Consider the following 15253-nt stretch of genomic DNA (forward strand, 5'->3'; position numbering starts at 1 on the left):
ACCACTACCCCTTCCAAGCCGGGGGATCCACCTACGAGCTGGCGGTGTGAGCCGCTTTCTTTGCTTATCTTTCTTTGCGGCGGCAAAGAAAGTAAGTGCCGCCCCGCACAGGGGCAACACCAATAGACCACTGCCAATTCAAGGAAAGGCCGCCACGAAATCAAGAAGACCACCACGAAATCAAGCAAAGGCCAAAAAGTCCTGAGCCAAACAACAAACAAAAAAAAACCAAACCCAAACCACAAACCCCAAAACAAGCCCACGCGCACCGCGCCCCTTATAATCGAACATTCTCCGCATTTACCAGCCGATCGACACATGAGCGAGACCCCGAGCGACAACCAGCGCGACACCTCCTCCACCCTTGCCAAAAGCTTCGAGCCGCACACCATCGAAGCGCACTGGGGCCCCGAATGGGAAAAGCGCGCCTACGCGGCGCCCTCCTTCGACGGGAACAGGAAAGACTTCTCGATCCAGTTGCCGCCGCCGAACGTCACGGGCACCCTCCATATGGGCCATGCGTTCAACCAGACCATCATGGACGGCCTCGCCCGCTATCACCGCATGCTCGGCGAAAATACGCTGTGGGTACCGGGCACGGACCACGCCGGTATTGCCACGCAGATCGTCGTCGAACGGCAACTGGACGCGAAAGGCGTGTCGCGCCACGATCTCGGCCGCGAAAAATTCGTCGAACGCGTCTGGGAATGGAAGCAGGAGTCCGGCTCGACCATCACGAATCAGGTGCGCCGTCTAGGCGCGTCGATCGACTGGTCGCGCGAATACTTCACGATGGACGACAAAATGTCGGCCGCCGTGCGCGACGTGTTCGTGCGCCTCTATGAACAGGGCCTGATCTATCGCGGCAAACGCCTCGTGAACTGGGACCCGGTGCTGCTCACCGCCGTCTCCGATCTCGAAGTAGTCAGCGAGGAAGAAAACGGCCACCTGTGGCACATCCAGTACCCGCTCACCGACGGCTCCGGTCATCTCACAGTCGCCACCACGCGTCCCGAAACCATGCTCGGCGACACCGCGGTGATGGTCCATCCGGAAGACGAGCGCTACGCGCATCTGATCGGCAAAACCGTCACGCTGCCACTGTCGGGCCGCGAAGTGCCGATCATCGCGGACGACTATGTGGACCGCGAATTCGGCACGGGTGTCGTCAAGGTCACGCCCGCGCACGACTTCAACGACTATCAGGTCGGCCTGCGCCACAAGCTGCCGCAAATCGAAATCCTCACGCTCGACGCGAAAATCAACGACAACGCGCCTGAGAAGTACCGCGGCCTCGACCGTTTTGAAGCCCGCAAACAGGTGGTCGCCGATCTGGAAGCGCTCGGCGCGCTGGAATCGGTCAAGCCGCACAAGCTGATGGTGCCGCGTGGCGACCGCACCGGCGTCGTGATCGAGCCGATGCTGACCGACCAGTGGTTCGTCGCGATGAGCAAGCCGGCTCCCGATGCAACATTCGGCACGTTCAATCCGGGCAAATCGATCGCCGAAACCGCGCTCGACGTGGTTCGCAGCGGCCAGATCAAGTTCGTCCCGGAAAACTGGACCACCACGTATTACCAGTGGCTCGAAAACATTCAGGACTGGTGCATCTCCCGCCAGCTCTGGTGGGGCCATCAGATTCCCGCGTGGTACGGCGAAAACGGCGAGATTTTCGTCGCCAAGACCGAAGAAGGTGCGCGCGAGAAAGCGGCCGAAGCGGGCTACACCGGCCCGCTCAAACGTGACGAAGACGTGCTCGACACGTGGTTTTCGTCCGCGCTCGTGCCGTTTTCGTCGCTCGGCTGGCCGAACGAAACGCAGGAACTGAAGCACTTCCTGCCGTCGTCGGTGCTGGTTACGGGCTTCGACATCATCTTCTTCTGGGTCGCGCGCATGGTCATGATGACCACGCACTTCACCGGCAAGGTGCCCTTCGACACGGTCTACGTGCACGGTCTCGTGCGCGACGCCGAAGGCCAGAAAATGTCGAAGAGCAAGGGCAATACGCTCGATCCGATCGATATCGTCGACGGCATCGGGCTCGACGCGCTGGTGACGAAGCGCACCACCGGCCTGATGAATCCGAAGCAGGCCGCGTCGATCGAAAAGAAAACGCGCAAGGAATTCCCCGACGGCATCCCCGCGTTCGGCACGGATGCACTGCGCTTCACGATGGCGTCGATGGCCACGCTCGGGCGCAACGTCAACTTCGATCTCGCGCGCTGCGAGGGCTATCGCAACTTTTGCAACAAGCTGTGGAACGCCACGCGTTTCGTGTTGATGAATTGCGAAGGCCACGACTGCGGTTTCGGCAAACCGGAACAGTGCGGCGAGTGCGGGCCGGACGGGCATCTGAATTTCTCGTCCGCGGACCGCTGGATCGTGTCGCTTCTGCAACGCGTGGAAGGCGAGATCGCCAGGGGTTTCGCCGACTATCGCTTCGACAATGTGGCCAACGCCCTATACAAGTTCGTATGGGACGAATACTGTGACTGGTATCTCGAACTCGCGAAGGTTCAGATCCAGACGGGTCAGCCGAACCAGCAGCGAGCCACCCGGCGCACCCTGCTGCGCGTGCTCGAGACGGTGTTGCGCCTCGCGCATCCGGTAATTCCCTTTATCACCGAAGCGCTGTGGCAGAAAGTTGCACCGTTGGCCGCGCGTTATCCCGCGGACAAGGCCGAGGGTGAAGCGTCCATCATGGTGCAGCCGTACCCCGTTGCCGAGTTGTCGAAGATCGACGAAGACGCGGAACAATGGGCGGCCGACCTGAAAGCAGTGATCGATGCGTGCCGGAATCTGCGTGGCGAAATGAATCTGTCGCCGGCGGTGAAGGTGCCGTTATTGGCTACCGGCAATGCGGAGCGCCTGCGCACTTTTGCTCCGTATGCCCAGGCACTGGCCCGTTTATCCGAAGTTCAGATCATTGCAGACGAAGCGGCGCTCGACGCGCAGGCGGATGGCGCGCCAATTGCTATCGTAGGTAGTGACAAGCTCGTGCTGAAGGTCGAAATCGACGTCGCCGTCGAACGCGAGCGTTTGTCTAAAGAGATTGCGCGGTTGAGCACGGAAGTCGTCAAGTGCAACGCCAAACTGCAAAACGAAAGTTTTGTCGCCAAGGCACCGCCCGCAGTCGTCGAGCAGGAGCAGAAGAGGCTGGCGGAATTCGAAGCGACTGTCGGCAAGCTGAAAGCGCAGCTCGCGCGTTTGCCGGCCTGATCGACGCTCCACGCCCGCCCGCGCGGCGGGCACGGACTGATAGCTAAACCAGAGGACTCAGGGTAATCACATGCTAAAAGTTACAAAGGCGGTATTTCCGGTAGCAGGTCTTGGCACCCGGTTCCTCCCTGCCACGAAGGCAAGCCCGAAGGAGATGCTGCCAATCGTCGACAAGCCGCTGATCCAGTACGCGGTGGAAGAAGCGATGGCCGCGGGCATCACCGAGATGATCTTCGTTACAGGCCGCAGCAAGCGCGCAATCGAAGACCATTTCGATAAGTCGTACGAAATCGAAGCCGAACTGGAAGCCCGCGGCAAAGACAAGTTGCTGGAGCTCGTGCGCAGCATCAAGCCGAGCCATGTCGACTGTTTCTACGTGCGCCAGCCGGAAGCGCTGGGGCTCGGCCACGCGGTGCTATGCGCAGAGAAACTGGTGGGCGACAACCCGTTCGCCGTGATTCTCGCGGACGACCTGCTGTACGGCACGCCGCCTGTGATGACGCAAATGATCGAGGTGTTCGACCACTATCACAGTTCGGTGATCGGCGTCGAAGAGATCCCGGCGCAGGAAACGAAGTCGTACGGCATCGTCGACGGCAAGGAATGGGAAGACTCGATCATCAAGATGTCGGGCATCGTCGAAAAGCCGGAGCCGAGCGTCGCGCCGTCGAATCTCGGCGTGGTGGGCCGCTACGTGCTCAAGCCGCGCATTTTCGATCACATCCGCGCGATCAAGCCGGGCGCGGGCGGCGAATTGCAGTTGACGGACGCGATCCAGTCGCTGCTCGCCGACGAACAGGTTCTCGCGTACAAGTATCACGGCACACGTTTCGACTGCGGCAGCAAGCTGGGTTACCTGAAGGCGACCGTGGAATTCGCGCTGCGTCACCCGGAAGTGGCCGCCGATTTCGAGGAATATCTGCGCACGCGTTCTCCGGTGCTTGAAGGCTGAACGCCTTGGCTCGATGCTCGGAATCTCCGGGCATCGCGAGCCCAAACATCGAGCAAAAGTCAAAAAAAGGCGCTGTGCTCCGCTTTCGCGGGCACAGCGCCTTTTTTTCGAGCGTGCGTCTGAGCGAGTGTGTCCGAGTGTCTGAGCGTTAGCGGCGCTTCATCAGGAACGTGAAAACCTTGTCGTGCGCCGAACTCTCGACGATCTCGTTGCCCGTCTGCTTCGCAAACGCGGCGAAATCGCGTTGCGAGCCGGGGTCGGTGGCGAGCACCTTGAGAATCTGACCGCTTTCCATATCGGCGAGCGCCTTCTTGGCGCGCAGGATGGGCAGCGGGCACATCAGCCCGCGCGCATCGACTTCCTTGTGAATCTGAATTTGCATCGACGATGACCTTCGGGACAGGGCGTCGTTCGCGACGCCGGACAGAGGGTCAAATTCTACCGCAGCCTTCGCCGCCTTGCCGGCGCAGGCTGCGCCTGCATCGCCGCTCAGACGGCAATGCAAGCGCTACAGCATCACCGCCTGCCCGCTTTGCAGCGACTGCCGCAACGCATTGCCGATGCGGGTCGCTTCCAGCGCGTCGGCAAGCGTCGCGCCCGCTTGTGCGTTCGGCTCCGACCCGCCTTGCACCGAAGCGACAAACGCGCGCGCCTCGTGCAGAAAGGCCTCCTCGAAGCGATCGAAGAAGCTCGGCGTGCACTCGTTGCGAATGCCTGTCGCGTCGTAAATCTCGACGCGATTCGCGCGCGGATTGCGGCCGATAGCGAGCGCGCCGGCCATGCCGATCACTTCGCTATGCGTGTCGTTGCCGTGCGCCTGCGTACGCGACGCGTAAAACATCGCAAGCTTGCCGCCCTCGAATTCGCAGATCGCCACGCCGTTGTCGACATCGCCGAATTCGCGCAGGCCCTCGTGCAACGCGACCGCGCCCGCCGCGAACACGCGCGTCGCGCGCGGCTTGCCTAGCAGCCAGCGGGCGACGTCGATATCGTGCACGGTGCAATCGAGAAAGATGCCGCCGGACGTTGCCGCGAAGCGCACGAAGAAACCGTCGGTATCGTTCTTGTCGGTGGTTTGGGATCGCACGAGAAACGGCCGGCCGATTGTGCCCGCTTCGATTTTGTCGAACGCGTCCTTGTAGCTCGGATCGAAGCGCCGCATGAACCCGATCGTCGCCTGAAGATGCGGATAGCGCGCGGCCTCCGCCAGCACGCGCTCGCACTCGGCGAGATCGAGCGACAAAGGCTTCTCGCAGAACACATGCTTGCCGGCGCGCAACGCATCGACGATCTGCTGCGCGTGCAGCGACGACGGCGTGACGAGCCACACCGCGTCCACGTCTTTATCGTCGAGCAGATGCGCGTAGTCATCGTAAAGGCGCGGCGACGGCAACGTCTCGCGCGCCCACGCCCGTTCTTCTTCCAGCGGACTGCAAGCGGCGACGAGTTCCGCGCCCGGCACACGATACGCGAGGTTTTCCGCGTGACGCTTGCCGAGACGGCCCAGACCCACCACGCCCACACGAAGCCGCCGCACTCCTGCTACAGCCGCATTCATTGCGCCGCCTCGCCGAGTTTGACCGCGCGGCCTTCGCGCCAGGAGCGCGTGGCGGCGTCGGCAAGTTCCAGCGCTTTCAAGCCGTCTGCGACGGTGGTGCGCACCGGCTTGCCCTGCGTGACCGCATCGAAGAAATGGGCGATTTCTAGCGCATAGGCCGCGCGATACCGTTCGAGGAAAAACGCTTCCGGCACATCGCTCGATACTTCCGTCTTCGAGTAGGCCGTAACCTCGGTGGGCCGCACGTTGCCCGCCTGTAGCATGCCCGCGCTGCCGAGCACTTCGAAGCGCTGGTCGTAGCCATAGGCCGCGCGGCGCGCGGTGTTGATCTGGCAGAGCCGGCCGCGCTTCGTGCGGATCGTCACTGCCGTCGAGTCGATATCGCCCGCGTCCGCGATCGCCGGGTCGCTCAGGCAACTGCCGGTGGCGTGCAGCGTGTCGGCTTCGTCGTCGAGAATCCAGCGGAAGATGTCGAAGTCGTGAATCAGCATGTCCTTGAAGATGCCGCCCGAATGGCGAATGTAGTCGACTGGCGGCGCGCCCGGATCGCGGCTCGTCACTACAAGCATTTCCGGCGTGCCGATCTCCCCCGCATCGAGGCGCGCCTTCAACGCGGAGAATGTCGGATCGAAGCGGCGCTGAAAGCCGATCATGCACACCACGCCTGCGCGCTCGACCGCATCGGCGCAAGCTCGCGCGCGCTCCAGCGTCAGGTCGACGGGCTTCTCGCAGAACACATGTTTTTTCTGCGCAGCCGACTTCATGATCAGATCGGCGTGCGTGTCGGTGCTCGAACAGATTACCGTGGCGCCCACCGACGCGTCCCCCATTGCGCCGTCGATATCCGCCACTTGCGCGCCATGTGCGGCCGCGAGCGCCGCGGCGGCCTCGCGGTTGACATCGACCACATATTTCAGGCGCACGCCCGGTTGCCGCGCGAGATTAGCCGCGTGAATCTTGCCGATGCGGCCCGCGCCGAACACGGCGACGTCGATCGGTTTTGCTGCGTCAGTCATCGTATCCTCCAGTGTCTTTCGATTCTTCTACGTTTAATTCGAGCTTGTACGCAAGCGCGATGAAGAGCGCCTGGCACAGGCAGATCGTGCTGGTCAGCGAGCGGAACGCGAACGCGCTGCCCTCTTTCACATACAGTTGAGTGCTCGCATAACGAGCGAGCGGAGATAGTTGGCTGTCCGTAATAACCAGCGTCTTCGCCTGATGATGATGCGCAACGCGCAGGCAGTACTGCGTTTCCTTTGCATAAGGCGCGAAGCTGATTGCGATCACGACGTCGCCCTTCTTCACGCTGCGAATCTGCTCGCGATACATGCCGCCAAAACCGGAGACGAGATGCACTCGCTTGGGCGTGTGCTGCAACGCATAGACGATGTAGCTCGCCACCGGAAACGAGCGCCGCACGCCGATTACATAGATGTTCTCGGCCTGTTGCAGCATCTTGACGGCGGCGTCGAACTGCTTGTCGTCGAGCCCCGCTTCGAGTTCTTCGAGCCCCCCGCGCGAGGCCGCGATGAATTCGCGCGCCACCGCGCCGCCGGACAACGCACCGGGCTTGTCATCAATGAGCTTGCGAATGCGCTGCTGATAGCTCGGCGACGACGCGCCCTGCCCCGTGTATGCCTGGCGAAACACCGCCTGCAAATCGGAGAACCCGGAAAAACCAAAACGCTGCGCAAAGCGCACGACCGCCGACGGATGCACGCCGCAACTCGCGGCAATATCGCTCGTGCGGTCCACCATGACGCTCGAACGATGCTGCTCGATATACGTCGCGACGTTTTTCAACTGACGCGGCAACGCCTCGTAGTTCTCCGCGATGCGCTGCATCAATTCTTCGACGCTCGGCAATTCTTCGGTGCTCTCTTCCGCCATGACTCTCTCTTCGATGCTTTACCGCACTGCAGCAGGCGCTCCAGCATGTGCGCCATAGCGTCCTTGACGTTGCCGATTATAGGCAGCGCTCCACATAAATGGAACGTATTTTCCATTTTTATTTACGGTGAAATTTTCATTGCAACGCACTCGAAGATGACCTAATCTTGGTCGTGAGCGATGGCGCTTCGGCGAACCTGCGCAATGCCTTCGGCCTTACGCCGTGTAATCGTCCGCCAGACGCTCTCTTCAATAACGACAGACCGAGAAAGGTGGAGACATGAGACTTTGCAAGGGCAAGGCTACGCTCAGGATTCTGGTGACGGCTTTGACGTTGGCGACGGGATTCGGCGCGGCCTCGGCCGCCCGCGCGGCTGACGCTCATTTTGTGCTGATCAGCCACGCGCCGGACTCCGACTCGTGGTGGAACACCATCAAGAACGCCATCAAGCAGGCCGACGAGGACTTCAACGTCGAGACCGACTATCGCAATCCGCCGAACGGCGACATCGCCGATATGGCGCGTCTCGTCGAACAGGCCGCCGCGCGCAACTACGACGGCGTGATCGTCACCATCGCCGATTACGACGTGCTGAAGAGTTCCATCAACAAGGTCACCGCGAAGAAGATTCCGCTCGTCACGATCAACTCCGGCACCGAGGAACAGAGCGCGCAACTGGGCGCGATCATGCACATCGGCCAGCCGGAATACGTCGCCGGCAAGGCGGCGGGCGAGAAGGCGAAAGCAGCGGGCGTGAAGTCGTTCCTGTGCGTGAATCACCTTGCGACCAACACCGTTTCGTTCGATCGCTGCCGCGGTTTTGCCGAGGCGCTGGGTGTCGACTACAAGTCGTCCACGATCGATTCCGGTCAGGACCCAACCGAGATTCAATCGAAGGTCAGCGCCTATTTGCGCAACCATCCGAATACCGGCGCGATTCTCACGCTCGGACCGACGCCGGCTTCGGCCACGCTGAAAGCCGTGCAGCAGATGGGCCTCGCGGGCAAGATCTACTTCTGCACATTCGACTTCTCGGACGACATCGCGAAGGCGATCCAGAACGGCACGATCCAGTTCGCAATCGATCAGCAGCCGTACTTGCAGGGCTACATTCCGGTCGCGGTGCTCGCCATCGTGAAGAAAGAGCACACCACCGACCCCGCGAAGATCCGCCAGATTCTCGAAGCGAATCCGAAGTTCAAGGCGCGGCTTGCTACTTACGGCCTCGCGCCGTCATATGGCCCAAAGAATATCCGCTCGGGCCCGGGCTTCATCACGAAGGAAAACCTCGACAAGGTCATCAAGTACGCAGGGCAGTACCGCTGATTCTTTTCCCTAGCTAGTCACGCGCGCGGCGGGCAACGCTCCCACGGGGCGGCTCTCCCGCCAGCGCGCATTTCACCGGCTGTCGTTCTCGCAATGCATTCCCGCTTGCCCAGACACACAGCCGGCTCCAAGGAGACATCATGGGTGTAGCCGGCAAACACTTTCCACCGCACGTCGACTCGAATGGCGCCGCTTCGCATGATGCCGCGTCGCGCACGGAGACCGACGAGCGTGTGCGCAAAGAATCGTGGTTCGGCCATTTGCTGAACCGCCCCGAATTCGCCGCGATTTCCGGCGCAGTGCTGGTGTTTCTCGTCTTCGCGTTCGCTGCCGGCGGCTCCGGCATGTTCAATCTCGACGGCGTGATGAACTGGTCGCAGGTATCCGCCTATCTCGGCATCTTGTCGGTCGGCGCGTGCCTGCTGATGATTGCCGGCGAGTTCGACCTGTCCATCGGTTCGATGATCGGCTTTGCCGGCATGATGGTCGCCATTCCAACCGTCTATTTCCACTGGCCGATTTCGCTCGCGATTCTGTTCGCGTTCGCGGGCTCCATGCTGCTCGGCGCGCTCAACGGCTATCTCGTGATGCGCACGCGGCTGCCGTCGTTCATCGTCACGCTCGCGTTTCTGTTCATTCTGCGCGGCCTCACGCTTGCGCTGTCGATCATGTTCGCGGACCGCACCATCGTCTCCGGCGTGGGCGACCTTGCACAACAGGACTGGCTCGCCAATCTGCTCTTTCACGGCGTCGCGCTGCGAGGTCTCTTCACGATGCTGGCGCACCACGGCATCGGCACCCTGCTCGATAACGGCCATGCGCTCGTGCCCGGCATTCCCAAGGTGATTCTGTGGTGGTTCGGGCTTGCCGCGATCTGCGCGTTCGTCCTCGCGAAAACACGCGCCGGAAACTGGATTCTCGCGGTGGGCGGCGATGCGAATGCCGCGAAGAACGTGGGTATTCCCGTGCGTCGCGTGAAAATTCTGCTGTTCGTGCTGACTGCGTTCTGCTCGTGCCTGTTCGCCGTGCTGCAAGTGTGCGATATCGGCTCGGCTGCGGCGGACCGCGGCTTGCAGAAGGAATTCGAAGCGATCATAGCCGCGGTGATTGGCGGTACGTTGTTGACGGGCGGATACGGCTCGGTGATCGGCGCGTGTTTCGGCGCATTGATTTTCGGCGTCGTGCAAATCGGCATTACCTACACGAATGTGAGCTCCGACTGGTTCCGCGTGTTCCTCGGCGTAATGCTGCTGATCGCCGTGCTGTTCAATCACTATGTGCGCCGTCGCGTCGCGCAATCGTAACGAGGAGATGAACATGTCCGATACGAACAACGTGACGAATCCGATGAATCTGCCGGGCGCCGCGCCGCAGGACGACGTGATCCTCGCGCTCGAAAACGTCAACAAGTACTTTGGAAAAGTGATCGCACTGAGCGGCGTGACTTTGCGCCTGAAACGCGGTGAAGTGCACTGCCTGCTCGGCGACAACGGCGCGGGCAAGTCGACGCTGATCAAAACGCTGGCGGGCGTGCATCAACCGTCGTCGGGCCAGTATCTCGTCGACGGCAAGCCGGTGCTGTTCGAGTCGCCGAAAGACGCGCTCGATCTCGGCATTGCGACCGTCTACCAGGATCTCGCACTGGTGCCGCTGCTCTCGGTTGCGCGCAACTTCTTCATGGGTCGTGAGCCGCAAAAGAAACTGTTCGGGTTCCTTAACGTAATGGACCTTGAAACAAGCGCGATCACGGCCCGCGACAAGCTCGCGGAAATGGGCATCAACGTGCGCGACCCGCATCAGCCGATCGGCACGATGTCGGGCGGCGAAAAACAGTGCCTCGCGATTGCGCGTGCAATCCACTTCGGCGCACGCGTGCTGATTCTCGACGAGCCGACTGCCGCGCTCGGCGTCAAGCAGAGCTTCAATGTGCTGAAGCTGATCCACAAGGCGCGCGCGAAAGGCATCTCGGTGATCTTCATCACGCACAACGTGCATCACGCATATCCGATCGGCGATTCGTTCACGTTGCTCAATCGCGGCAAATCGCTCGGCACGTTTACGAAAGAGACGATCACCAAGGACGAAGTGCTCGACATGATGGCGGGCGGCGCCGAGATGCAGAAGATGATAGGCGAACTAGAAGGCGCAACGATCTGATTCATTCGCGCGGCGGCTGCTGCCGTGGCATCGCTTGCCGCGCTCCGTCATTCAGGGACATTCATGGCTCACTCCAGTACATTCAGCGGCACGCCCGGGCAGACGTCGGGCGGAACCGCCGACACGTCCGGTACATCCGGCTCGAACGCCGGCAGCCGCTTCGCACCGGGCCGCAGCCGCGACATCGTCTGTCTTGGCCGCCTCGCCGTCGATCTGTACGCGCAGCAGGTTGGTGCGCGGCTCGAGGACGTGTCGAGCTTCGCGAAGTATCTCGGCGGATCGTCGGCGAACATTGCATTCGGCTGCGCGCGGCTCGGACTTGCATCGGCCATGCTCGCGCGGGTCGGCAACGATCACATGGGCCGTTTTCTCACCGAGACGTTGACGAAGGAAGGCTGCGACGTGAGCCACGTGCGCGTCGATCCCGAACGTCTGACCGCGCTCGTGCTGCTCGGCCTGAAGGATCGCGATACGTTCCCGCTGATCTTCTATCGCGAGAACTGCGCGGACATGGCTGTCGACGAAGCGGATTTCGACGAGGCGTTTATCGCGTCGTCGAAGGCGCTTCTGATTACCGGCACGCACTTCTCCACCGAACAGGTGAACCGCACCAGCCGCCGCGCGCTCGATTACGCGCGACGCAACCAGGTGCGCACCGTGCTCGACATCGATTATCGCCCTGTCTTGTGGGGCTTGACGGGTAAAGCGGACGGCGAAACACGCTTCGTCGCAAGCGAAGGCGTCACCGCACATTTGCAGCGCATTCTGCCGTTGTTCGACCTCGTGATCGGTACCGAGGAGGAGTTCCGCATTGCGGGCGGCAAGAGCGATCTCGTCGACGCGCTCGCGATGGTGCGCGCGGTCACGCCGGCCACACTCGTGCTCAAGCGCGGGCCGATGGGTTGCCAGATCATCGACGGAGAAGTGCCCGCCTCGCTCGACGACGCGCCGGTTCACGGCGGCGTGGAAGTGGAAGTGCTGAACGTACTCGGTGCCGGCGACGCGTTCGCGTCCGGTTTTCTTTCGGGCTGGTTGCGCGATCAACCGCTCGACGCCTGTGCGCGTGCGGCCAATGCAAGCGGCGCGCTGGTCGTCTCGCGTCATGCGTGCGCGCCGGCCATGCCGACGCCCGCGGAACTGGACTACTTTCTGCGCGAGGCAAAGGCCGATCCCGAGCGTATGCGCCGTCCTGATCGCGACGCAACACTGGCGCGCCTGCATCGCGTGACGCCCGCGCGCAAGCAGTGGGAGGAGGTGCTCGGCTTCGCGTTCGACCATCGCAATCAGTTCTTCGAACTCGCGCAGCAGACCGGCGCAAGCGAAGCGCGCATCGCTCATCTCAAAGGCCTGTTCGTCGACGCCGTCGCACAGACCGAAAGCGCATTGGGCCTGCAAGGCCGCATCGGTGTGCTGATCGACGACCGTTATGGTCAGGACGCGCTCAACGCGGCAACGGGCCGCGGCTGGTGGATCGGCCGTCCGGTCGAACTGCCGGGCTCCGTGCCGCTCGTTTTCGACCACGGTCGCTCGGTGGGCACGACGCTCGTGCCGTGGCCGCGGGAACACGTCGCGAAGTGCCTTGTGCAACTCCATCCCGACGAACCCATCGAACAGCGTCTCGAACAGGAAGCACAATTGCGCGCGCTCTACGACGCAACGCAAGCAAGCGGCCATGAATTGCTGCTCGAAGTGATTCCGCCGAAGCATACGAACCTACTGCAGGGGCCGGACGTCGTGTATCGGGCGCTGAAGCGGCTTTACAACATCGGTATCTATCCCGAGTGGTGGAAGCTCGAACCGATGGACGCCGCGCAATGGCGCAACATCGACGCGTTGATCGCCGAGCGTGATCCGTATTGCCGCGGCGTCGTGCTGCTCGGTTTATCGGCGGGCGTCGACCAGTTGAACGAGGGCTTTCGCGCGGCGGCGCAATCGTCGACGTGCCGCGGCTTCACCGTGGGCCGCACGATTTTCCACGAGCCGAGCCATGCGTGGCTCGCCGGCGAGATCGGCGACGACGAACTGATCGCGCGCGTGCGCCACACTTTCGAAACGCTGATCGCGTCATGGCGCGCGGCGCGCGGCGACGTCGCCGCGACACATGGCGCGAACAATCGTGTTCATCAGGAGCAGGCGGCATGAATCAGCGCGTGTTACATCATGAGCATGACGAAGCGGCATTCGCAGGCGGCGCGGCCGTAGAAAGCACGATCCGCCTGACCACTGCGCAAGCGCTCGTGCGCTATCTCGCCGCGCAACGCGTCGCGAGCGAAGACGGCGCGAGCACCGAGCCGCTCTTCGGCGGCGTGTTTGCGATCTTCGGTCATGGCAATGTCGCCGGCATGGGCGAGGCCTTGTATCAGCATCGCGATGAACTGCCCACGCTGCGCGCACACAACGAACAGGCGATGGCCCATAGCGCGATTGCCTATGCAAAGGCGCATTTTCGCCGCCGCATGATGGCGGTTACCACTTCGATCGGACCAGGCGCCACCAATCTGCTGACCGCTGCCGCTCTCGCGCATGTGAACCGTTTGCCGGTGCTGCTGTTGCCTGGCGACATCTTCGTGTCGCGTGCGCCCGACCCTGTCTTACAGCAGCTTGAAGATTTCCACGATGGCGGCGTTTCCGCGAACGACGCATTCAAGCCGGTGTCGCGCTACTTCGATCGCATCGTGCATCCGGCGCAATTGCTGAATGCGCTGCCGCGCGCGCTGCGTGTGCTCACCGACGCCGCGTCGTGCGGACCGGTCACGCTCGCGTTGCCGCAAGACGTACAGGCACAGGCGTGGGACTTCCCCGCCGACTTCTTCGCACCGCGCGTCGTCACGTTTTATTCGCCCGCACCACGCGTCGACGAAATCGACGCTGCTATCGAGCGTTTGCAGCGGGCGAAGCGTCCGCTGATCGTCGCGGGTGGCGGCGTGCTCTACGGCCGCGCGACCGATGCGCTGCAACGCTTTGCGGCCGCACACGGCATTCCGGTGGCCGAGACGCAAGCCGGCAAGGGGTCGCTTGCATGGGACGATCCGCTGAACGTGGGCGCATTGGGCGTGACCGGCTCGCCTGCCGCGAACGCACTTGCACACGATGCCGATTGCGTGCTCGCGCTCGGCACGCGCTTGCAGGACTTCACGACCGGCTCGAATACGCTGTTCACGCAAGCGGACGTGATCGGCATCAATGCCAATGCATTCGACGGTCTCAAGCATCGCGCACAAGTGGTTGAAGCGGATGCGCGTCTCGCGCTCGATGCGCTCGCCGAACGTCTGCAAGACTGGCGCGCGGATCGCGCGTGGACCTCGCGCGCGCACGAACTCGCCGCGAGCTGGCGCGACACGGTGCATACGCTTACGCATGCGCCGCAACGCGATTCGATGCTGCCTTACGAGGGCGATGTGATCGGCGCGGTGCAACGTTCAAGCGCGAATTCGCCGGCGAATGACATCGTCGTGTGCGCGGCTGGCACCTTGCCCGCTGAATTGCACAAGCTGTGGCGCGCCGGAAGGCCAGGCGCGTATCACGTCGAATATGGCTACTCGTGCATGGGCTATGAAATCGCCGGCGGACTCGGCGCCAAGCTTGCGCGGCCCGAGCGTGAAGTGATCGTGATGGTGGGCGACGGCAGCTATCTGATGATGAACAGCGAGATCGCCACGTCGGTGATGCTCGGCGCGAAGCTGATTATCGTGGTGCTCGACAATCGCGGCTACGGTTGCATCAATCGACTGCAACAGGCATGCGGCGGCGCACCGTTCAACAACCTGCTCGCAGACTGCATGCAGGGTCCGCCCGGCGCGCCGCAAATCGACTTTGCCGCGCATGCCCGCGCACTTGGTGCGCAGGCGGAACATGTGGCGAATGTGATCGAACTCGAAGCCGCAATGCAACGCGCGCGCGCGGCGGACCGGACTTACGTGATCAGCATCGACACCGATCCGGCCCGCACCACGGCCGACGGTGGCTGGTGGTGGGAAGTCGCCGTGCCGGAAGTATCGCCGCGAGCGAGCGTGCGAGACGCGCGAGCAACCTACGACGCGCAGATCGCGGCACGCGGCAAACCGATTGGTCCGGCTGGCTCGACAGTGCACAGCCGCAGCGGCAACGGCGGTGGCAACCGCAGCGACAACACCAAAGCCAACGATTAAGG

General features: G+C 62.3%; 11 protein-coding genes. 7 read left to right on the forward strand and 4 right to left on the reverse strand.

The window, feature by feature from the left end; genetic code table 11:
* Positions 1 to 318: 318 nt before the first annotated feature.
* The gene (locus F759_RS0131505) at positions 319 to 3219 is read left to right on the forward strand and encodes a valine--tRNA ligase (protein WP_027803347.1); all 2901 of its coding nucleotides are present in this window, start codon (positions 319 to 321) and stop codon (positions 3217 to 3219) included.
* A gap of 70 nt (positions 3220 to 3289) precedes the next feature.
* Positions 3290 to 4171 (forward strand): UTP--glucose-1-phosphate uridylyltransferase GalU, encoded by an 882-nt coding sequence (gene galU, locus F759_RS0131510; protein ID WP_027803348.1) that lies wholly within the window; start codon positions 3290 to 3292, stop codon positions 4169 to 4171.
* Positions 4172 to 4319: 148 nt separating this feature from the next.
* Here the strand turns inward: galU and F759_RS0131515 are convergent, their stop codons facing one another.
* The 4 genes from F759_RS0131515 to F759_RS0131530 form a co-directional block, all read right to left on the reverse strand.
* Positions 4320 to 4547: a sulfurtransferase TusA family protein gene (locus F759_RS0131515; RefSeq protein ID WP_027776570.1), complete on the reverse strand. Its 228-nt coding sequence runs from the start codon at positions 4545 to 4547 to the stop codon at positions 4320 to 4322.
* A gap of 132 nt (positions 4548 to 4679) precedes the next feature.
* Positions 4680 to 5729 (reverse strand): Gfo/Idh/MocA family oxidoreductase, encoded by a 1050-nt coding sequence (locus tag F759_RS0131520; protein WP_027803349.1) that lies wholly within the window; start codon positions 5727 to 5729, stop codon positions 4680 to 4682.
* Positions 5726 to 6745 carry an inositol 2-dehydrogenase gene (gene iolG, locus F759_RS0131525; protein ID WP_027803350.1) on the reverse strand — a complete coding sequence of 340 codons (1020 nt, stop codon included), beginning with the start codon at positions 6743 to 6745 and terminating at the stop codon, positions 5726 to 5728. Before iolG ends, F759_RS0131520 begins: the two co-directional genes overlap by 4 nt.
* On the reverse strand, positions 6738 to 7619 hold the full coding sequence (locus F759_RS0131530; protein ID WP_027803351.1) for a MurR/RpiR family transcriptional regulator: 882 nt from the start codon (positions 7617 to 7619) through the stop codon (positions 6738 to 6740). Before F759_RS0131530 ends, iolG begins: the two co-directional genes overlap by 8 nt.
* 280 nt (positions 7620 to 7899) lie before the next feature.
* Between F759_RS0131530 and F759_RS0131535 the strand changes: the two genes are divergently transcribed.
* The 5 genes from F759_RS0131535 to iolD all read left to right on the forward strand — a co-directional run bounded on the left by F759_RS0131535 (position 7900) and on the right by iolD (position 15251).
* A complete protein-coding gene (locus F759_RS0131535; protein WP_027803352.1) occupies positions 7900 to 8946 on the forward strand; it encodes a sugar ABC transporter substrate-binding protein in 1047 nt (348 codons plus the stop codon).
* A 140-nt stretch (positions 8947 to 9086) separates the two neighbouring features.
* On the forward strand, positions 9087 to 10250 hold the full coding sequence (locus F759_RS0131540; RefSeq protein WP_027803353.1) for an ABC transporter permease: 1164 nt from the start codon (positions 9087 to 9089) through the stop codon (positions 10248 to 10250).
* Between the two features lie 13 nt (positions 10251 to 10263).
* Positions 10264 to 11103 (forward strand): ATP-binding cassette domain-containing protein, encoded by an 840-nt coding sequence (locus F759_RS0131545; RefSeq protein ID WP_152530755.1) that lies wholly within the window; start codon positions 10264 to 10266, stop codon positions 11101 to 11103.
* 63 nt (positions 11104 to 11166) lie between these two features.
* Positions 11167 to 13245 (forward strand): bifunctional 5-dehydro-2-deoxygluconokinase/5-dehydro-2-deoxyphosphogluconate aldolase, encoded by a 2079-nt coding sequence (locus F759_RS0131550; protein WP_027803355.1) that lies wholly within the window; start codon positions 11167 to 11169, stop codon positions 13243 to 13245.
* A complete protein-coding gene (gene iolD / locus F759_RS0131555; RefSeq protein ID WP_027803356.1) occupies positions 13242 to 15251 on the forward strand; it encodes a 3D-(3,5/4)-trihydroxycyclohexane-1,2-dione acylhydrolase (decyclizing) in 2010 nt (669 codons plus the stop codon). The genes F759_RS0131550 and iolD overlap by 4 nt, the downstream gene beginning before the upstream one ends.
* Positions 15252 to 15253: the final 2 nt, after the last annotated feature.

The sequence above is a fragment of the Paraburkholderia dilworthii genome (assembly GCF_000472525.1).
Taxonomy (GTDB): domain Bacteria; phylum Pseudomonadota; class Gammaproteobacteria; order Burkholderiales; family Burkholderiaceae; genus Paraburkholderia; species Paraburkholderia dilworthii.